12 protein-coding genes and 1 pseudogene are annotated in these 20,536 nt (G+C 63.8%); 4 read left to right on the top strand and 9 right to left on the bottom strand.

What is annotated here, in order from left to right; genetic code table 11:
* Nucleotides 1–130 precede the first annotated feature (130 nt).
* Together LF262_RS14790 and LF262_RS14785 are read right to left on the bottom strand one after the other, a co-directional pair.
* On the bottom strand, nt 131–3,901 hold the full coding sequence (locus tag LF262_RS14790; RefSeq protein ID WP_235781166.1) for a TolB family protein: 3,771 nt from the start codon (nt 3,899–3,901) through the stop codon (nt 131–133).
* Between the two features lie 317 nt (nt 3,902–4,218).
* Complete coding sequence (locus LF262_RS14785; protein WP_235781165.1) at nt 4,219–6,891, bottom strand: hypothetical protein; 2,673 nt, start codon at nt 6,889–6,891, stop codon at nt 4,219–4,221.
* A 2,136-nt stretch (nt 6,892–9,027) separates the two neighbouring features.
* Between LF262_RS14785 and LF262_RS14780 the strand changes: the two genes are divergently transcribed.
* Nucleotides 9,028–9,522 carry a hypothetical protein gene (locus tag LF262_RS14780; RefSeq protein WP_235781164.1) on the top strand — a complete coding sequence of 165 codons (495 nt, stop codon included), beginning with the start codon at nt 9,028–9,030 and terminating at the stop codon, nt 9,520–9,522.
* Nucleotides 9,523–9,803: 281 nt separating this feature from the next.
* Here the strand turns inward: LF262_RS14780 and LF262_RS14775 are convergent.
* The 5 genes and pseudogenes from LF262_RS14775 to LF262_RS14755 all read right to left on the bottom strand — a co-directional run.
* Nucleotides 9,804–10,055: pseudogene (locus tag LF262_RS14775) on the bottom strand (LLM class flavin-dependent oxidoreductase); the annotation flags it as partial.
* Nucleotides 10,056–10,142: 87 nt separating this feature from the next.
* A complete protein-coding gene (locus LF262_RS14770; protein ID WP_235781163.1) occupies nt 10,143–11,504 on the bottom strand; it encodes an FAD-binding oxidoreductase in 1,362 nt (453 codons plus the stop codon).
* The gene (locus LF262_RS14765) at nt 11,497–11,808 is read right to left on the bottom strand and encodes a hypothetical protein (RefSeq protein WP_235781162.1); all 312 of its coding nucleotides are present in this window, start codon (nt 11,806–11,808) and stop codon (nt 11,497–11,499) included. The genes LF262_RS14770 and LF262_RS14765 overlap by 8 nt, the downstream gene beginning before the upstream one ends.
* A 73-nt stretch (nt 11,809–11,881) precedes the next feature.
* Nucleotides 11,882–14,623, bottom strand: a complete 2,742-nt coding sequence (locus LF262_RS14760; RefSeq protein WP_268933915.1) for a helix-turn-helix transcriptional regulator — start codon at nt 14,621–14,623, stop codon at nt 11,882–11,884.
* A gap of 384 nt (nt 14,624–15,007) precedes the next feature.
* Nucleotides 15,008–15,256, bottom strand: coding sequence for a helix-turn-helix transcriptional regulator (locus LF262_RS14755; RefSeq protein WP_235781160.1), 249 nt, complete (start codon nt 15,254–15,256; stop codon nt 15,008–15,010).
* A 117-nt stretch (nt 15,257–15,373) separates the two neighbouring features.
* On the opposite strand from LF262_RS14755, the gene LF262_RS14750 reads away from it, so the two are divergent.
* Entirely contained in the window at nt 15,374–15,880 is a 507-nt protein-coding gene (locus tag LF262_RS14750) for a helix-turn-helix domain-containing protein (protein ID WP_235781159.1), read from the top strand.
* On the opposite strand, the gene LF262_RS14745 is transcribed toward LF262_RS14750, so the two are convergent.
* Nucleotides 15,849–16,280: a hypothetical protein gene (locus tag LF262_RS14745; RefSeq protein WP_235781158.1), complete on the bottom strand. Its 432-nt coding sequence runs from the start codon at nt 16,278–16,280 to the stop codon at nt 15,849–15,851. The two genes, LF262_RS14750 and LF262_RS14745, sit on opposite strands and share 32 nt — an antisense overlap.
* A gap of 157 nt (nt 16,281–16,437) precedes the next feature.
* Here LF262_RS14745 and LF262_RS14740 point away from each other — a divergent pair, with 157 nt between their 5' ends.
* On the top strand, nt 16,438–17,067 hold the full coding sequence (locus LF262_RS14740) for an Ntn hydrolase family protein (protein WP_235781157.1): 630 nt from the start codon (nt 16,438–16,440) through the stop codon (nt 17,065–17,067).
* A 456-nt stretch (nt 17,068–17,523) separates the two neighbouring features.
* Complete coding sequence (locus LF262_RS14735; protein ID WP_235781156.1) at nt 17,524–17,922, top strand: hypothetical protein; 399 nt, start codon at nt 17,524–17,526, stop codon at nt 17,920–17,922.
* Nucleotides 17,923–17,957: 35 nt separating this feature from the next.
* Here the strand turns inward: LF262_RS14735 and LF262_RS14730 are convergent, their stop codons facing one another.
* Nucleotides 17,958–20,507 (bottom strand): AAA family ATPase, encoded by a 2,550-nt coding sequence (locus LF262_RS14730; RefSeq protein WP_235781155.1) that lies wholly within the window; start codon nt 20,505–20,507, stop codon nt 17,958–17,960.
* Between the last annotated feature and the right edge of the window lie 29 nt (nt 20,508–20,536).

Raw genomic sequence — 20,536 nt, 5'->3', positions numbered from 1 at the left:
CGAGTCTCCATCAGACCCAGTGCGCTTCACCCTGGATCAAGGGTCAAGCCCCCGGTGTCAGGAGCGCCGCTCAGGCAGCAGCGTGACACTCACCCAGCAGGACCATTCCCGCCGAAACGCGAAGAGCCGGTTAAGCGCCGTGGCTGCTGCCAGTCGGGTTTTTCCGATGACGGCGAAACAGGAGCAGCGCGGCCGGTATCAGGACCAGCGCCGCAGTCCCAACTGCTAGGAGTGGGAAATACGAACCGCTTGGTTGTTGGTCTTTGCCGTCATTGGGTGTTTGACCTGTTCCGCTATCTGGAGAAGTGGTCGTGGCGAAAGTTTGGGAGTCCTTGACCAGGAGGAGTCCTTCTGCCTTTTCCAAGTGTGCGCCGACCGGGCCGTGGAGGCCCAACCGGAGCACGCGCGGCTGGGTCCCCGCGGGGGCTGGACTGTGAACGGTGACCTGTTCTTCGTGGGAGCCGGGCGGGAAGGTCACGGTTCCGGTCGCGAGCGCGGTTGGCTGATCGGGCGGCCCGGTGCCGGTATCAGTGGGATCGAGAAGATCCGCCACGGTGTATTGGACGGTTACAGGGGCGGGGCTGTCGCAGCCGACAAGATGCAGGACCATGGTGGAGTCGACTGGCTTGTCGCTGGTGACCGTGCGGTCGTCGGCATTGATCACCGGGATCTCGTCCTTGGTGCAGGCGGCGGGTGATGATGCAGGCGTTGCCGAAGCCCCGGATGAAGGCGGTGGCGCCCCCGGCAAATGCTGGGCGGTCTCGATGTGATAGGAGGATACGTTGGGCGACGTGAGAAGGGCCGTGCCCTGAGCTGTCGGGGCCTGGTAACGCGTCTCGCAAGGGTCCCGTGGGTCGGTTACTTGGCCACTGTCGTTGCGGTAGAAGCCGGGGGGCAGGCCGGACTCCCAAAAGTGTGCCGGATGCTTGATACTAGGAGAGCAGACTTGGAGCGCCTGGAAGTCCGCTCCCCTGGGGCCGCCCGGAGCATTGATGGTTGGCCCCGTGGCTTCCCGCGGCGCACTGCCGACGCCCTTGGGAGCGAGCTGCAGCCCGGTCCATCTCGAATAGGAATCGATTCCTCTCAGTACTGGCTGACCGTTCTGGATGAGTGCGGGCGCGGTCGGGTCGTTGGCTGCTTCATCGTCCCTGAGCCCCAGGGAGACGCCCAGCATGTGGGCGAAAGCGCGGCCCCACATCTGCTCCAGGCCGGATTGGTCGGGCAGCGGTGCATCGCCCGGATCACCGAATCCAAGCAGGTAGCTCACCGGGAACTCGGTCGTAGGGCCCTTGTCGGCAGTTGCCTTTGGATAAATGGGAATGTGTTGCAGTGCGTACAATGGTGGGCCAAATGGTGGCGGCAGCATTACGTCTCTGGGCAGTGGTGGCAGTGGTAGGACTTTGGTGCAGCCCGTGAGGCGGCCTGGGCAGGTCCACATGATGCTCAACGACAGGAGGATGTCCCTGCCGCCGGCCCAGGCGTCCCCGTACGGTGTGTAGTCGTAGGACGGTAGATCGCCGGCTGGTGGTAACGGACCAAGACCTGGTGGCCGGCAGTTGCCGCTTGAGGTGGTCATGGATGTGCTGTGGCCCGACCAGACGTAGCGCACTGCCTTGGCTTTGGCCCCCACCAGATCGTAGCCAGAAGCTTCACCTATAACGCGGGCTAAGTGGGTTCCGAAGCTTTCCTTGTTGTCCTTGAGGGAATGGCGGATGGGGTCATCGGTGCCGCCTGTGTCTTCGGAGGCCTGGTGGCAAGAGTCGGTGTGCGGGATCGGCTCGTCCAGCAGAACATTGAGGTTGATCCCGTGGGTGCCGTCCGGGTTGAAAACCGGTGCTTTGGCGAACATCATGATCACGTCCCGGATGCCCGCGAGCGAGGGAGCATGATGCAATGGGTCCGTTGCCCGCACGTCAAGTGCCAGCGCGTGGAAGTCGCCGGGGCAGGAACCGGGTTTTGCGTCCACGTTCTGGCATTGCTGCCAGTCGACTTCGAGGTAGACGTCTTTGTGGAACAGATCAGGAGGGTGGTTGAACCAGCTGAAGCCTTGGGAGGGCAGCCCGTCGTCGTCCACGCAACCCGAAACGGTTGAAGGGGCCAGGTGGTCCTTGCAGCGGGGTATGGGTGGAGGGTTGTCGTCCCGGGGCTGGGGGCTGTATGGGCCCAGGACGAAAGCAGTGTCGGGGCCCGTCGACGGGTCGGAGACGAAGCCTGCTCCGGGGACGGGCGGGTCGGATGGGATCTTCCAGGCGTCCAACAGGCCGTCGTCGGCGGTGGACTGGAAGTAGGGGTCCAGGCCAAGTCGGCGTTTGTCGGAGTCGTTGATGGTGCCGCAGTCGCTGTGCGGCGGTTTGCAGTCGGCCTGTATCCAGTTTGGTTCTCTTCCGGTCCAGAACTGGTCGGGCTGGCTGCCCAGTGCGAGGGCGAGGTGGCGGTCGCTGTCGTAGGTGAGGAGGAAGTGTTTCAGGTCCGGGGGTGGGGCTGGCTCGCGCGCGAGCCAGTAGGTGGAGTCGTCTCCGCTCCATTCGCTGAACGAGCCGTTGCTGTCAGTGCCGATCAGCGAGGTCCTGGGCGGGGATTCGCCGGTCTCGGCGATCATGTAGTAACTGCCGGCCGTGGGTGTCAGGGGCATCCGGACGGGATTCCAGGTCTGGTGCTGCCAGCGCCAGAAATCGGTCAGCGCGGCCGGCTGGGCGTATCCGCCGAACAGCAGGACGCCGCCTGGTCCTGCCGCGCCAGGATGTACCGTCGTGTCGGACATGGCGGCGTGGTTTCGCGGAGTTGGGCTGGCGGCGGGGTGCTGCTCCGTCCAGTCGCTGCCGTCCCAGGTCCAGGTGTCATTTAGGTCCTTGCCGTCCGGCCCGGTTCCACCGAACAGGACGACCTGCTTGTCTACGGGGTCGTAGGCCATGGAAGCGGCCGTGCGGGGCGAGGGTTGGTGTGCCGGAGCCAGATGCTTCCATCCGGGCTGTGGGTTCGCCGTGAAGATCCACGTCTGCCCGGTTGAAGGGTTCGACGGATTGGTGCCCAGTAGCAGTATCTGCTGCCGTGCGGGGTCATAGGTCATTCCGCTGGTGCTGCCCAGCAGCGGGGAGTCACCCGCGAAAGGATGCCAGGCTCCATCCCAGGTCCATGTTCGTTGGTCGCCGGTTCCCGCGTAGTAGACGGCGGCTTTGAGGGCCGGGTCGTAGGCGAAATTGCCTGTCCCTGCAGGGGCCGGCCCTCCACCGCGGAGCCAGCTGACCTGTCGAGAGGACGGCGTCGGCTTCTGCGGGCCGCCGGGGAGCCCACGTGCACCCCAGCGGGGTTCGTCCCCGAAGTCCGGCGGTGTGAATGCGAGGATCTGATGCTCGCCGGTCCCGTCGACGTTGACCGCGATGAAGGGGCCTGCGCCGGACGGCGTGTACCGCTGGACTAGGATGCTGGTGCCGTCGGGAGACCAGCTCGGCGAGGAGTCCTTGCCGTTGTCCAGGGCACGCGCTCCGGTACCGTCAGCATTCGCAACACCCAGCACCCCCGTCTTGCCAGGACGGCGGAAGGTCACGAAGGCGATCTTCGACCCGTCCGGGGAAAGGGCCACTTCATGGTCACCCGGTATGAGCAGCGTCGGCGACCCGCCATCCACTGCCACCGTGTAGACCCCCGCGGACAAGGCCGGGTTTCCGTTGGGTGTGGGTCTGGTGGTGAAAACGATTTTTTTGCCGTCCGGAGCCCAGCTGGGAGAGCTACCACCCTCGCCGACGATCAGGCGGGCGCCGGTGCCATCGGCATTGATTACGGAGATACCACCGAATCTCGCACTGTTTATGAAGACGAGGCGGGTTCCGTCCGGGGACCATGACGGAAGAGCTCCATGGCCGAGATCAATCGCATGGGAACCGTCCGCGTCGGCTACCCACATGTGCAAGTCTGCGTTGGGCCCGGTGGAGTACGTTACTTTCCTGCCGTCTGGTGAGAGTTCTGACCTATTGATCATCGGGTTTGGACCCAAGCCTGGTGGCGTTGTGGGGGTGATGAGTGTGACCCTTCCGGTGCCGTCGCCATTGATCGCGCACACACCCTGAGGGCAGACAAACGTGATCCGGCCCGTTTGAGTGGGCGAGGTCACGGTGGATGGACGCGCGGCGGCAGGTGCCCCTATCCCAGAGGCTGTGAGGAGGGCGAGTGCGAGCACCGTAGCCAGCCTCGGTTGTCTTGACCGTGCCGTGGCCATTTGCGCTACCCGCCTATCGATACGGACACCTGGCCGTTCTGCAGCGTGGCGGTGCCGAAGAAATCCAGGTTGGCCTTGTCCGTCATTGCCTTCCACTGGGGCTGGGGACTGGAGGCCGTCTTGGCTTCGTAGCTGACCGTGGCCGTGCCGTTCCGGGCCCAGAGACGCCAGGCAGAGGTGCGCACATCAATCGAGGGGCCGGTGATGGAGACGGTCGGCATGGTCGTGATGGTCCACTTGACGTTGCGGGTGTCGAAGAGTGAGGAATGGCTGAAAGGGCATCCGGGCGGTCGCAGAGACGTGGAGAGGGCGCACTGGGTGAGCAGCTGATTCACCTGGGTTTGGGCTTCGGCCAGGAAAGCGTCGTTGGGGGCGGGCTGGAGCTTGATCGCCGGGGCCTGCTGCTGGCCGGTTCCGACGGTGACCATGACGGATCCGCCGGCGGCGGTCAAATACTTTTCCTTGCTGGACAGTCCGATGGTGTAGCTGCCAGGGAATGCAGGCAGGGTGTACCTCGAGACCTGGCCGTTGTCCGGTGGCCCGAGCTTCACGTCGGTGCCGTTGACCGTGACCGTGTCGGTCAGTGGGCTGGCGAACGGGCTGTCGGTGCTGATTGTCAGTTTTTCCACGGGTACCTGACCCAGTTTCCAGTGGTCGTCCAGGAGCTCCGGGCTGGCCTTGGCCAGGTGGTAGTCCACGTCCGTTGAGCGGCCATCCTGGCGCAGCTGCGCATGGACGGTTGCCGCGTTGTCTCTGATGTCGGTGCCGAGAATGGCGAAACCGTCGACGCGTTTGGCTGCCTGCCCGAAGATCTGGTTGGTGAGCAGCAGCCGCTGTTCGTTGGGGATGTTGGGGTCGCTGATGTCCAGTGCTTTTCGTGCATCACCGTCCTGGAGTGCCTGCAGGTAGGAGTGCACGACTTTGTCGGGGCCGTTGGCGCCTTTGATGACGTTCACCGCGAGGAAGCCTCCCACGATGAGGACCACGACGGCGGCACACGCACCGCCGATCAGGGCGATCCGGCGTCTTGTCCTGGGGTTCAGCGGCGTGCGCGGCGGTATCACGGGGTACTCAGGCTGTCCGTGCGGCGCGGTGCCGGCCGGGGCTGTTGTCGGGGAGGGCCGTGTGGCGGGTCCGTGCGGGGCGATGCCGGCCGGAGCGGAGTTCACCGGCGCTGCGCCGGGGGCTGGTGCGCGGTGTCCGGCGAGCAGTGCCACGGCCCGGGCGGGAAGGAGCCCCAGCACGCGCGGCGCGGCGTAGCGGGCGGAGGCCTCGGCGAGGACACCCCAGAGGAACATCAGCAGAGGAGCCCACCATGCCAGGGCGATGCCGACGGAGCCGCGGACCGGTGCCTGGCCGGAACCGAGGGTGGAACTGGCCTCGGCGGAGACGGAGACGGTGCTCAGCCAGGTCACGATGATCCCGATCGCGAGGAACGCGACTGGCAGCGGCAGCCAGCCGGTGATGCTGTGCCGGTCAAGGCGTCCGCGGCGGAGATACCAGAGCATGGACGCGGCCAGGACAGATACCAGCGCCAGCACGACGAGCAGCCATCCGGCCCATGCCGGAACTCCGACTTGGTCCAGCCCGAAGGCCGATACGAAGGTGGACTCGCTCCCGCCCCCTGCCCAGGGCAGAAGCGAACCGGCGGCCCGGGTGAACCCGACCTGACTGAACTGTCCGAGCCCGAACAGGTAGAGGGCCGCCGAGGGGGCCCAGAGCGGTGCCGAGAGTACGGCAGCCCAGCCGAACTTCAATCCCACCACGATCACTGTGGCCGGGACGGCGATCAGCGAGAACATGCCCAGGTGCACCCCCGCGGTGAGCAGTGCCGGCCGCGCCAGGCTGGCAATGGGGTGTGCCGCGATGGGGTGTGCCGCGATGGGGTGCGATTGCCTCCGGTGCGGCCAGGTCGGGTTCGCCCCTGCCAGGGCGGCAGCGCTCGCGAGGACAAAAACCAGGACGAAGGAGCCGAAGTCGGCTGCTGAGAAGCTGAGGCCCTGGACGCCCGGGATCGGGAGGGCGAGGCCGAAGATCGCGGCGAAAGCGTTGACGAGGACGGTGAAGACGATTCCCGCGGCCAGGGCAGGGACCCACGCAAGTGTCCCGGCGGCGGCTGGGTTCCTCCTGCCGGCGGCGCGGCTGCCGAAGAACAGTGCGGACAGGCTCACCGCGGTGAGCAGCAAGGGCACCGCGAAAATACTCACCGATCCATGGACCATGCCCAGGAAGACGTTCATGTTCGCATGGGGCATCGCGAGCATCCCCATGCTGACCAGCTGGGCCGCCAACGGGAACACTACCGTCCACAGTGACGGGACCGGTCCGCCGGGACCCGGCGCGGCAGCTCCGTACCGGGCGTCGGTATCGGCCGTGCCCAGTCCGAGCGCAGCGAGCATCACCAGAACCAGGGCCACGATCAGGGAACCGAAGTAGGCAACCAGCCCGACGATCGCCCCCGAGCGCAGGGCCCTGACGCTAAAACCGGCCAGGAGATCTTCCTTCCGGACCCAGCGCCCCGAACCGCCCGGAAGGCCAGCACCGGATCGGCCACCACCAGCAGTCCCAGGCACATCCGCACCCGCGGATGCGGCAAACGCCGCAGCCCCCATCGCGGGCCCAAGCGGGCCCGCAGTTTCATTCGAACCAGATTCACGCGGATCCTGTTCGCGGGCCATTTGACTTGCCGCCTTTTCACATGTTCGCAAAGGCACCGGCAACCCCGGCTCACAGGGCCCCGCGTCACGCTCCGGTGGAGGGCAGAGACCCCTTTGATGCCCGAAGGCACCGTCCCGGGGGTGTCCGGACCCTGAACCCGGTCCCAGCTGGAAACGCACCTGAACTGCAGCCCGTGAAAGGAGCCAGCGCCTGATCTTCTGACTGCGGTCTCGGCAGGGAAGCGCGAATGCCGAACCCCCGAACCGCCGATGCCTGGCGCTGACCGAGCGCCCGGTGCTAGAACGTCAAAGCCCTCAAACCACAACCAGCGCCCCGGCCGTGGCTGCCCCGCCGGACCCTCAACGTTGTGGGATCCTAGGACACAACCACTCGGCAGGCATGCTATGCCCACCACCATCCTCCACACCCCGACAACTGTCAATGGGGCTTGGGTTCGCCCGGCGGAAGCGAGACCATCTCACCTTTGGACGCGGTCGCTACGGCTACCACCTCGTGCGGGGGGCGCGAGTGGGAGACCTCGATGGGAGACCTCGATGAGCGGGGATCGCTGAGGCGCCTGCCGGCGTCGATGCCGAGGTCGGCCCAGGCCCGGCCCGGGCGGGGCCGCCCCGGGTACCGGCTCGTTCCATCCCCCGAGGCCGTGGGCGCGGCCTTGCCATGAACTCGACCGCGTAGCCCGCTCCGAGGGGATGGTGCAGCCCGCAAATCGCTCTGGGCCGGGGGCCCAAGGGCGCAGTTTCAGGCGGATTTACGCCTTCTGCGCAGCGAAACGGCGAACCACAACCCCAGCGCCGCCGCGATCAGGAATGAAGATGAGGGGTCGCCGGAATGCTTCGCAACGTCATAGATCCCACCGCCCAAGAAAAGGGCGGAACAAGAAGCCTTGAGAACAAGTCCGGTTTTGCTCGGCCTTCTGCTGGGCTGTCCTGCCGAGCGTCGCCGAAACGCTAGGAGCGAAGGCCGCGGGGTCGGAGGCTCCCCTCCCCGGGCAGCATGCTCGCGCGATCCCGGCGGTCGTGGCCGGTCATAGGCGTAATAGCTGCGCCAGCGCCACTGCAGCACGCTGATCCCCAGCACTGCAAGGCAGGCAGAGAGGCTTCCCCAAAGAAATGGACCGAACTCGCCACCCAGTGCGAACCCCAGAAATGCGAGAACACCCGGCGGCAGGATGGCTGCGAGGAAGAAGGTCTTGTACGGCCGGTAGTTGAAGGGCGGGTACGCTCCATGTCCCGTGTCCAAGTGCTCCCTGAGGTCCTCAACAGCCGACTCCCTCGTGGCATGCGACTCCGCGAGCCAGCGGCAACCGCAAATAGCTTGATAACTAACCCAAGGGACGTCGTAACCGCCCGGAAGCGGGGCGGGAGGCCCAACCCTCGACGCTCCGTATTCAGTGACAAGAACGCCCATCTGGCCGCATTTGCCTACCCCAAACTGCTCTCTTTGCCTCATCGCATGACCTCATTTTCCGAAGCCTTTGTCGAACGTCTTCTTGCATCAGAGGAAGAACTGAATGCAGGTGCAGAAGCCTGAAACTCGCCTCCTGCTCGTAGGAACAGGGTCGGGAGGAACAACAGGCGGAGGACGGGCGGGACATGCCAGTCCGCTGTAAACCGGTCGCCGTATGCTATCGGCTCGGACACTCCCGGACGGACGAGGACTCTAAGAGAGCTAGGAGCCCGGATCGCAGGGAAATGCGCTGACTCTTTCAGATCGGTGCTCCATCCGCCCATTGTAGTTCCGTGGCCCTGCTGCCCTGGTCTCACATCTGAATCCACGCCGTGGGCGGAGCGTTGGGCGGTGGTTAAAGACACACCTCAAATCCACGCCATAATGTCCGTTATGTTGTGCACGTTCGCTGTGCGGGCGGTCTTGTTGGGCGGGACTGGAGCGATGGGCGACGCGCCTTGCTGACTCGCGAGGGCCGGCCGGGACGTGGAGGTCATCGACTGGTGGACTCGCCGCAATATGGGAGTGCACAGCCCCGTCACAACCGGCCGATGACTACCTAGAGCGCCGGCCCTTGCCCCACGCCGAGCCGGTCCATCAGGTCTCCTGGAAGAAGGCCTCCTCCACGATGCTGCGGATCGTGCAGGTTGATCCGGCTCCCGGTATCCTGCCCGCGATAGTCTCGGGGCATGGCGTTCAGACTGCGGCTCCCGTTCACGAAGGTGGAACCAGCGGAGCCAATCGAGCAGCTGACCCTCATCCAGGAAGAGATCGCCCGCGAGCGGCCACTGCTGCTCCAACGCATTGCCAGCATGCACACTAGGGGATCACTCCTTGTGACGGCATCTGGGGTAGTGAGCGTCGTCCAGGCCAGTCAGCCAGCTACCCCATGGCAGTACATCAGCGTGCTGCTGGGTGCCACCTCGGCCATCATCGGGCTCTTCTCGCTCGTTCCCAAACAGGGCAAGGACGCACTGGCTTCCAAGTTCATCAACGAGCGGTTGGTGGCAGACAGCTACAGCGTGCGGTACAGCATCGTGACAGACTCCGCACAGTCGCTCGATGACGACGCTGACCACCTCAAGTTCCTCGGCCGGACCATCACGTGGGGCTATTCGTTCCTCGTCATGGCCCTCATCGCCAGTATGATCATTTCAACGCTTCACGAGTTCAAGAAGATCTAGGAGGACTCATGCCGAAACCGCCGCCGGACCCCCGGCCCAAGATCCAGCTGCCTTCCACGCTAACCAGCATCTCGAAGAGCGGTAGCGGTACGAAGCCCACGCCTCAGCCGCAGCCCCGACCTCCAAAGGGCAAATAACCCTTCCGGAGGGATGAAGAAGGAGCCGATACCTAACCAGGTGTCGGCTCCTTCTGGGTGCTCCAGCTATGCACCCTGGTTCTTCGGGCCGTCGACCGGGTGAGAACGCCGCATCCGTCACCAATGCAGCGACCCCGACATGCAGTAGCGCATGTCGATGACGCCCGTGCCGACCTCGATGCGCTGGGTCCTCGCCGCGATGGCGCTCAGGAGCGGAATGGGAGCCGCCTGCTGCGGGGCGAAGTGGTGCACACGGAAATAGGCGCCGTTGACCCCGAGCTCGTCGGCGCCCACGCCGAGGTCCACCGCCTGCCGGATCATGTCCGTGGCGGTTCCGGTCTGCGAGCCGCGCAGCGGTGCATAGTGTCCGAAGGAGAGAAATCCGAAGGCTTTCACATGCATCGACAACTGCATGCATCTGCATGTTATTTCGGGGTAGCCCGGTCTTGAGCTGGTCGCGAAGCGCCTCGGTCGGGAACTCCGTCACGATGGCGGGATGTTCTGGTTCAGGCGGAACACATTGGTCGGGTCGTGCTGGGCCTTCACGGCGCCGAGTCTGGCCAAGCGGTCGCCGTAGGCGCCCGACACATAGGCACCCTCTGCATCGGGTTCGTAGTTCGCGTAGCCCCCGCGCGAGTATGGTCCTAGTGCCGCAGCGGTGTCGCGCGCCCAGGCCACGCACCGGTCGTGATCGGCGGGGTTGGTCCAGTTGGCCGCTATGAGTACGTCGAAGTTCGCGTCGCGATGCGCGAAGGCTCCGTCACCCGCTGCGATCGCGCCACCCAATTGCTCCACGATGAGCTCCAGGACGGGTGGTGCCTGGATGTTGCTGGCACGCTCGATCAGGATGTCAATGACCTCGTCGGTGAGGTCGTCGAGGAAGCAGGAGCGCCAGTAGTGGTACTCGCCGGGCGGGTAGCTGGCGTCCATGCGGCTCTGGCGCTCGCTGTAGGTAAGCGGCCCCAGATTGTCGAGCAGTGGTTCGCCGACCGCGGCCTTTGTTGGGTCGAGCAGGCGTGCCCCGTCGGCCGGGTCGCCCGCGTAGCAGGCGGCGATCGCGGCCACCGGTGAGCCGTCTGGGGCTGAGGTCATCGCCGCGTACGCCGTCAGCTCGTCTGGGGCCTTCCGGGCCAGCTCCCGGTAGGACTCCAAAACGGCGCGCCGGTGCTCGCGAGCGAACGCGACGCTCCCGCCGTACACCATTGGACCGACCGGATGCAGTTGGTACTCGAACGAGGTGATGATGCCGAAGTTTCCTCCCCCGCCCTTCAGGGCCCAGAAGAGTTCGGGGTTCTCGGTGGCGCTGGCGGTGGCCAGGCAGCCGTCAGCGGTGACCAGCTCGGCGGACAGCAAGTTGTCGCAGGCGAGCCCGTGCTTGCGCATCAGCCAACCGATCCCACCGCCGAGCGTGAGCCCGGCGATTCCGGTCGTGCTCACGACGCCCAGCGTGGTGGCGAGACCATGCTGCTGGGTGGCTCGGTCGAAATCGGCGCCGGTGGCCCCTGCTTGGGCCCGAGCCACCCTTGCGTCTGCATCGACAAACACGCTGCGCATCAGGCCGAGATCGATGACTACGCCTGCGTCGCAGGTGGAGAACCCGGCGACGCTGTGCCCACCCCCTCGCACCGCGATCGGCAGGCCGTGGCGCGTCGCGAAGGCCACCGCTTGCTGCACGTCAGCGACGTTAGCGCAGCGGACGATCAGAGCCGGCCTACGGTCGATGGCGCCGTTCCACACTCGACGTGCCTCGTCATACTCTGGGTCGCCCGCCACCAGCATCTGGCCGCGCAGGACTTCGCGAAGGGCGGAGATCTCCTTTGTGTCGACGCTTTGGATTTCAGCCATGCTCTTCACCACGCCACCTCTGGCTCGCTGCTGTGACAACTTCGACGGGCTGCATACGGTCGAACGCGTAGTCGCTGAGACGGCAGACCTCCAGCACGTCGTCGTGCTCGCCGGCTTCGAACAGCGTCAGCACCACCTCATCGCCCTGGATCCAGGTGGAACTCAGAATCCGAATCGGAACACCGTCGCGGTTGAGATCGTCCGCGGCGCGCCAGAGGTTCTCCTCGGTGGTCGCGACGTCTGATCGCCTGACACCGGGCCAATATCGCTCGATCAGGAAGCTCTTCTGCAGGGCATGCATCATGTGAGTACAGTAGGCCGCGGATGCTGAACCGTAATCGGGGAACTCCCTCGATTGTCAGCTTTTCGACGCCCGGTTAGGTGGCCGGCCCTTGGCGCGTCGACAACGTCGCCGCGAGCTCCGTCCGAGAGCGGACGCCCAGCTTCCGGTAGGTCCGCGACAGGTTTGCCTCGACCGTCTTCCTGCTCAAGGAGAGCTTCGCGGCGATCTCCCCGTTGATGCATCCCTCAGCGACTAGGGCAGCGATCCGCTGCTCCACTGGCGTCAGGCCGACCTGGGCGCCTGACCGTACGCCGATGCGTGCGACCTCCGAGCGTGCCCGCTCGGCCCACAAATTTGCGCCGAGGTCTTCGAAGAGCGCGAGCGCCCTCTCGAGCGTGTCGCGGGCGGCCGCTCGATGCTTCATCCTGCGCTGAACGACGCCGCGCGACAGGAGCGTCCGGCCGAGCTCGAAGGGCATGGGTAGTCGCTCGTGCGCAGCCAGCGCCTGTTCGAGGGTTGCATCTGCCGAGTCGAGGTCGTTTCGAGCAGCTTGGATCAGGGCCAGGGAGCGGGCACCGGTGGCCAGCGTCCAGGCACGCTGGGTTGCTTGGGCGACCTCGTCCATCCACGCCGCGAGGTCGTCGGCTCGGGCTAGGTCCCCGAGTGCGACGAGGGCCTCGATCTCGTCGGGGACCATGTGGCAGTCTCCGAACTCCCGGTTCCAGCGCGCCCGCATCAGGTCGGTCGCCTCGCCCAGGCGGGCCTGCGCGGCTTGGTGGTTACCGAGGGAGATCTCGACGAACCCGAGCACATGCAGGTTCTGCATGCAGAAGACCACGTCCTCCGCGCGACGAGCCTCGGCCAGGCCGGCCCCGGCAATGCGTCGGGCCTGATCGACGTCACCGAGGCACGCGCGGGCCATGGCCTCGACGTACAGGGGCGCGCTGGCCTGGTCGAGGTGTTGTCTCAGTTGCAGGCTCTCCTCGGCATGCCCGATGGCGCCGCGCCAGTCTCCGGCCCACACGTCAAGCTCGGCCAGATGGAACAGGTGCGTCGATGCCGAGTACAGGTCGCCGGTCTCCATGGTCTCGTCGAGCAGAAGGGCGAGGAGCCCCCGGGCTTCGACGTGTCCATCGTTGTCCATCACGACCTTGGCCATGTGGCTGCGCGGGGAGGCCGCCCCCGCCGAGCCGTCGAGCGCTATCGCACGCTGGAAGAGATCACGGCGTACCCCTCCTCCGCCGCAGTAGGTCCAGTGAGCAAGCTCGGCGATCGCCATGCCGAGCGCCTGGTCGTCACCGCTGCACTCCGCGAGCTCGACGCCGAGCCTGGCATGGTGCTCGGCGACAGGGACGTCGCCGATAAAGTAAGCGATCGCCCCTCTCGTCCGGTGGATCCGACTCGCGACGGCTGCTTCAGGTCCCGCATCCACCAGAGCCCGGTCACACAAGGCGAGGCCGTGACCGAGCGGAGTCGAGAGCTCGGCCAGCCACCGCAGCGCCTCGGCTCGTCCAGGACCCTGGGGCGCATCCGCGACGGCGCGTTCGAACAGCGCTCGGGCACGAGAGCGGTCACCGGCCGCCAGGGCGAGCTCGCCCGCCGCGGTCGCGCGCCGGAAGGCGGCATCGAGATCACCAGGGACGGTGAACTCCAGCGCTCGCTGCGCGAAGACCGCCGCCACGTCCGTGGCACCCCTCATAGCCGCGCGGATGGCCGCCTCGTCCAGGACCGCAGCCAGCGTCTCATCTGGTACAGGCGGCGTCAGCGCGAGATGCCGCGCCCGCTCCTCGGCATCCATGACGACGTCGGCAAGCTCCCGGTGCACCATCCGTCGCTCAGCCGCAGTCGACATCTCATACACCGTGGCAGCCATCAAAGGATGGGTAAACCTCACCGTCCCTCCACTGGAGTCGATGATCCCCGCCCTCTCGGCCTGGGCGATATCGAGCTCGACCGGGCGGGCCATTGCCCGCCCGAGTTCAATCACGCTCGGTGGCGCCATCGCCGCAGCGAGGAGCAGGACGCGGCGGGTGCCCTCAGACAGGTTGATCAGACGACTGCGCAGCAGATCGCCGAGCCGTTCCGGCACCGGAAGGTGGCCTACGTCGGCAACCCCGCCGCGGTCAATCCACGTTCGTGCGAGCTCGAGACTGAAGAACGGATTGCCGGCTGAGGTCTTATGAACCCGCACCAACGCCGGCCGCCCGAGGGAGACCCCAAGCCGCGCACGTACAAGCTGGTATGTCGCGCCCAGTGACAGCGGCGGAACCGCCAGCCGAGTCACATCGAGGTGCTCGATGAGCGCGTCCGGGCGCCAGTCCGTCCGGCGGGCGAGGACGACGCGGATCGGCTCTGCGTCGAGGCGTCGCAACGCGAACCCCAGCGCCTGGCGCGTCGGCCCGTCCAGCCACTGGGCATCATCGATAGCCAGCATCGTTGGCGCCGAACGGGCGAGCTTGCGAAGGACACCCATCACCGCGACGGCAACGGCACCTTTGCCGGACGCCGTGTCGGACGAAGTGCGCATCAGGGCAGCCTCGAGAGCCAGTCGCTGAGGCTCCGGCAGATCGGTCGCCGCCTCGTCCATCCACGAGCCCAGTAGGTCGATCAGTCCCGCGAAACCGATCTCGGCCTCGCTCTCGGTGGGCTGAGAGGCGAGCACGCGATACCCACGCTCATCGGCCACCCGCAAGGTCTCGCGCCACAACCAGGACTTGCCAATGCCGGCCTCTCCCTCGATGAGCAGAGCGCTCATGCGACCGCTGGCCGAGTCGAGAAATGCGCTGATCAACGCGAGTTCCGACTCGCGCCCGACCGTACCCGGCGCGGAAGCCATCACAGCATCGATTGTGGCCTTCGTAGTTGACCTCAGCAACTGGCCATCTATGCACCTGTGCATTGTCTGCTACACCGATTCGGATGTCATGAGGGGCGACGCCATGCTGATGAAGCTCGGTATCCGCAACGAGAAGTCCATCGTCGGAGCCTGTCACCGTGACCAGGCACGGTCGGACGGTCGGCCTGTTCATTCCCGTGCACCCCGACCGGAAGGCAGCGCTCGCCGCGTATGCGGAAGCGGCGAGGGGGAATTAATGCGGCGGGAATCCCGTGCCGTCCCAGTCCCGGTAGCGGGTGCGGGCCCTCGATGCGGCCGCTCGGGCGGCGGCGGGTGGTGATCTCGCCGTAGGTGCCGATCGTCAGGCGCGGGCGGCTCACCGGGTCACCGCCGATCCGGCGACGACGGCGACGACGACGACGCCGGGTCGCACTGCGCCTCGATCCAGGCGGTCACGTCGGCCACCGCGAACTTCAGGTGCTTGCCGAAACGGTACGCGCGAGGGCCGAGCCCCCTGGCGCGCCAGTCGTAGATCGTCGAGACCGGGGCGCCCAGATATGCCGAGAGCTCGCGGATGTCGAGCAGCGGCGGCAGTCCGGGCAGAGGCTGCGGGAGGGATGCTGGAGCGGTCATGCCCGGCAGGTGCACCGGGCATCCCGGGCCATCCGGGAGCATCCGGGAGGAACGCCGCCGGGCCGGACGCCGGGGCTACGAGAGCCCTCTGCGGGAGGGGCTTTCGATGGGTATTAGATGGCGCGTTCAGATCTCACCAACGCAGAAGCCGCGGAACCCTTGGGTTTCCGCGGCCTCGTGGTCGAGGTCCTTACACACTATTCAAAGCGTGCTCGCCACTATCTCGAACAGTACGAAGCCATCCAAACCGCCCTTAACAACCAACCCCCGGACACCACGCCCACCCACTCCGCGGTAGCCCCACCCGTTCCTCGCCAGCGCTACCGCCTGGCCGACCGGCTAGGCGGCGACACGCTCGACAAACTCGTCGCACGCTACGAGGCAGGCGAGCCGACCACGGCTCTCGCCGCCGAGTACGGCATCGCCAAGTCCTCGCTGCTGCGGCTTCTTGAATCGCGCGGCGTTGCGATGCGGCAGCAACGCCTGACGCCCAAGCAAAAGCAGCGCATCCTCCGACTCCGAAAGCAGGGCATGGCGATTCGTATCATTGCCGCCAAGGTCGGCTGCAGCTACGGCACTGCCCAGGCCTTTCTCAAGATGCAGTCGGATCTGACGGGTCTGTAGTCGAATTGTCGTCGGTGTCCTGCTTGTCACGCTCTTCCTTTTCGAGCATGCCCTTTGCAATCTCGAGGTACGCCTTCGCTAGCTTGTGGAGATCCGGCGTCGGTCGCACGATACCGGTGACCGTAACTTCTCGAACGTGCTGAACCCGACGCTTCGATCCGCGCGCAACGACCGACGGCATCGGTTCTAGTCTGACTGCCGCTAGCCGGGCAGCCTCCGTCAGGATCTGCCGGCTCAGCTTCCCGGCGACATGCACCAACCCCGGCCGCCGCCGCTTGATCTCCCGCAGGTTCGCATTGAACTCCTCGAACGTCAGTCGCTCGCTTGGCCGGTAGAAGGCATGCACCTTCCACTGGTCGGTCGGTGTCAGGACGCCGAATGATCCGCTTAGTGGCTCCAACCAAATCCGGCGGAGCTCCTGGTAACGCTTGTATTGGTCACGCTTCGTGACTCGTGGCATAGCTGCCTCGCTTTCTCGCCCGCAAGAATTGGGCGAGAAAGAAAACTCGATTATTATTTGGAGCCAGTTGGAGTCTTTATCTATATACTAAAACTATATGACGACAATCGCCGCAGTCACCACTAAAGAGGGCATGGTTCTTATTGCTGATGGAAGAGCTCTTGATGCGGAATCGAGAGAACTAGTGGCTGATGACCAGGTGAAGATTTTCGAGATATCTCCCCAATGTGTTCTAATGTCAGCCGGCCATATGCCTCGAGAGCTGGAGAATGGCATGAGTGAACTCGTCTCAATTGTAGGGCAAAAGGGGGTACGAGGCGTAACACCGATAGCTCGCATGTTTGGTCGATCGTTCGACGGCAATGAGTATCAATCGATGGAATTCATTGTGGCAGGCTATGACGCGGATCAATCTCCGCACATCTATCGCATCGCGAAGCCCGATTGGGCGATCCAGGAGTACAAGACGCCCTATGGTCAGGGCGGTAGTGGCCGGAAGTCAGTATTGAATACGTTCGAGCAAGGCTACCGCAGTAACATGACTTTATCGGAAGGTAATGTACTTGCAGTCGATGCTATGAAAGAAGCCTGCAAGGCGTCTCCCGATTCGGTAGGCGGAAAGATACGACTATGGAACATGGATCCCTCACTTGGTGTCACAAAGTTCCGCCCAGCTGATGTCCGCAAGCTTGCCTTGAAGATGAAATTGATACGTTTCCTTGTTTAGGTTGCGACTGCCCAGGGGACGTATGAAATCTCACGCGCAGCTACGGAAGCAAGAGCAACAAGCTAACAATAGTGGTGTCCGTACCTGTCGAATAGTGGGTCCCACTGAACGGTTATGCAGTCCACTCGCTTGGTGAATCTCAGCACGCGCTAACGTACCGCTCGGTGTTGCTTGTTGCACGACATCTGCGGTACACCTAACAGGGGTGGTAGTGTTGTGGAGCTAGCTTCAAAAACCCGTACCGCAGCCAAAACACCTGGCTGGACTCAAACCTTTTAACAGGGGTGGTGAAAGGCTCCGATTCTTGCCTCATCGCCACTAAATCTGTACCGCAGCAAATTAAAGGAGTCGCCACAACGCTGTGACGACCCCTGTTGCGACCGGTAGGTCTAATGAAAATGATTCTTATTCTTGGTCGAGCTGCTTACACAGTATTCCAAGCATGCCCTCCACAAAATGAGCCAGTTCGAAGCTATCGCTGCTGCAATCGAAAGCCAGACCGCGGACACCTCGCACACCCAGTCGGCGGTAGCCCTGCCCGCTCCTCGCCAGCGCTATCGGCTCGTTGACCGGCTTGGCGCTGACGTGCTCGACAATCTCATCGCGCGCTACGAGGCAGGAGAGCCAACCACGGCCCTCTCTGCCGAGTGCGGCATCGCCAAGTCCTCGCTGCTACGTCTTCTTAAGGAACGCGGCATTGCAATGCGCCAGCAAAGTCTGACCGCCGAGCAGAAGACCCGCATGCTCCAGCTGCGCGGACAGGGCAGGGCGATCCGTGCTATCGCCGCCGAGGTTGGCTGTAGCTACGGCACTGCTCAGGCCTTCCTCACGTCACGGCCCCCCGCCGACTTGTAGTTGCCCCTCTTGCTGCACCGCTGATAAGCGCGGCGTCAGGCTGCCAAGTACTGCTTTCTTGCCTCTTGCAGCTCTTGCCAACGGGCCTCGAGCTCCGGGAGGGTTGGCGCCACCCCAAGTGTCGCCAACGGCTGCGAGTGTCCAGGGATGTAGCGGCACGCGTCATCGAAAACGCGAGTAACTACGCTGATGGCATCAGGGAGAGCACCGGCCTTGATCTTGGGCAGAACTGTCATACGAATATTTGGCTGGTAGCGTTGAGATACGCCTTGAAGCAGCTCGACTTCAGTAAACACCTCGCACCATGAACGAATCCAGTCGAATCCTTCCCGTACAAGGGCAGCACGGGCTTCGCCAGTTGCGGCCTTTGCAGCTTGGATCGTCTTGTTGATATTCGACGTGAGATTCTTGAGCGTATCCCAACGTGGGCCACTCGCCCTTGTAACCTGGCCTTTGCCCTCATCGTCTGTGATGTGTAGATAGCTGCAACGCCCCGTACTCTCCGACAGTGCCAGAAGAGTTGTGGCAAAGAGGATGTCGTGCGTGAAAACGATGACCTGATTGCTTGTCGAGAGATTAACGATGCGCTGAGCGACCTCGTTGATTCTCCGGTGGTCGAGACTCGAGACTGGGTCATCGAAGAGCACGGGTGCAGTGATTCCGGCGAGCCGAGCTTCGGCCAGGAAATCCGCCATCGCGAGCACCTTCTGTTCACCCTCAGATAGCACCCGGGAGGGCTTATGTTTCACAATGGTCTTACGACGCTGCGCTTTGCCCTGCCTGCCAACAAACTCCAGTTTGAGGGCAGGCGCCCGCAGCGCCCTGCACTCTTCGTCGAATAGCATGTCGAAGTTCTGATTAATGAGCTCATCACTAGCGGCCTTCGCCTGATCGGTAAGAGCACGTAGAAGCCCAGCCAAGGGCTTTGCTAGCGTCGTAAGTTGATCACTTTCCTTCGCGCGGCCAACCTGGACCCTTATCTCCGGAAGCGATTGAGCAAGCTCAATAGCAGCAACAAGTTCACGGAGCTCGATCCGCTTTTCGATGAGCGCCTTTTCGCGATCTTTAGCCTGTTCCCGCAGCTGTGTGATTTCCCCCTGAATCTTGACGCGGGCAGCATGAAGCCGAGCGATCAACTCGTCATCAGCGACGTCCAGTTGGTTACCGACTGAAGTCCCAGCTTTGCTGACATCCCGAGCTACTGCGGCTACATCCGCAACGGAACGGAGATCGACTAAGATCGGGAGGGTATCGGCCTCCTCGGCGTAGTCTGCGACGAGCGACTCGAGGTCATTTGTCGCGACGACGAGGGCAGATTTGTCTCGCTCAATCCGCGCTGATACCACCCGGATGTCGGCGCTGATCTTGTCTTCGAGAAATTCCCGATACTTTCCGAGAAGCTCCGCAGCGGCTGCTGACAGCGTCTGGCGACAGTACAGGCAAACCTCATGGTTGTGAACTCCGAGGTCGATGAGATGTTGCCGGTATGCATCGCCGCTCGCCACAAAGGCGCTCCAGGTATCATCAGGCTCCGCTGGCAGGTTGGCTGCCTGAAATAGCTCCCCCCGGAACGTGGCGAGGTCACTGCGAAGCTCAACGAGCTGAGCAAGTGCTGCGTCGTATGCCCCTCCATCGAAGACAGATAGTTTGGTGGCCGCTGCTTCCGCTTGCTCGAGCGCTCTTTCGAGCCGTTGCCGCGTAGTGATCTCGGAGGCGATCGTGTTTGCCTCCAACGCGGCGACAGCCCGACGCGCGTTATCAATCCGTTCATCTGTATCGGGGGCGCTATCTGCCCTCGCTTCGAGCGCGGGGAGATCAGTGGATGCGCCCAGGGTTTCAATCTGCGGGTAGATACTGCTATCACGCGCGAAGCGACTTAGGAGAGACGCAGACCCAGAGGAGAGCTCTCTGGTCGAATCACTAATCTTGCTCTGAACTCCACGTATGCCTGCACTGATGTGGTCAAACAGCGCTAGCGCGGATGGCCGATAGACATATTCAAGGTCTGCATCGACGTGGAAGTTAACACTTGGGCTGTCGAAAATAGACATCCTTGTAAACGGGGCTTTCCCGATTTCACCCTTCCAGGTGAAGGTTGCGTCAATCGCGCCAACCCGATAGCTGAGTAAAGCCGACTGCGCCTCTGGCGTTGCGGTGTTTACGTTACTCAGAATGTGATCAGCTGTACGGCTTCCCGCAAGCGCCTTGAATATTCGCGAGTATCCGGTCTTACCTGTACCGTTCTCTCCGTAAAGAATAGTGAGACCATCGTGCGGCTCGATCACTGAGCCAGAAACGAGCGCATTCACACCGTGGATATCCGAAAGACGGGTGATCACCAAAGGTGCCTCTGCCGATTCGGCACTTGCCTCTACTGAGAGCGGCGGTTCAGAAGGAAGCTCCCTTCTGTCGAGTCCTTTTTCTTGCCGGAACAGGTCGTATACGCCGTCGATATCGTCCTGCGTCAGTGGACGTCCGGTGGCTATGACCTGCCTCACGATGGAGCGCACCCACTCCGATTGTTTGTTCGCCCAAGTAGAAAGGCTGATGCGAGGGTCCACGACGGGTCTCTCTTCGCTAGTCATCCCTCGTCCTTACTAATCGCACGCCCGTA

Source organism: Sinomonas notoginsengisoli, from assembly GCF_021554725.1.
In the GTDB taxonomy this organism is placed as follows: domain Bacteria; phylum Actinomycetota; class Actinomycetes; order Actinomycetales; family Micrococcaceae; genus Sinomonas; species Sinomonas notoginsengisoli.
This window is presented reverse-complemented; position numbering and strand designations above follow the sequence as displayed.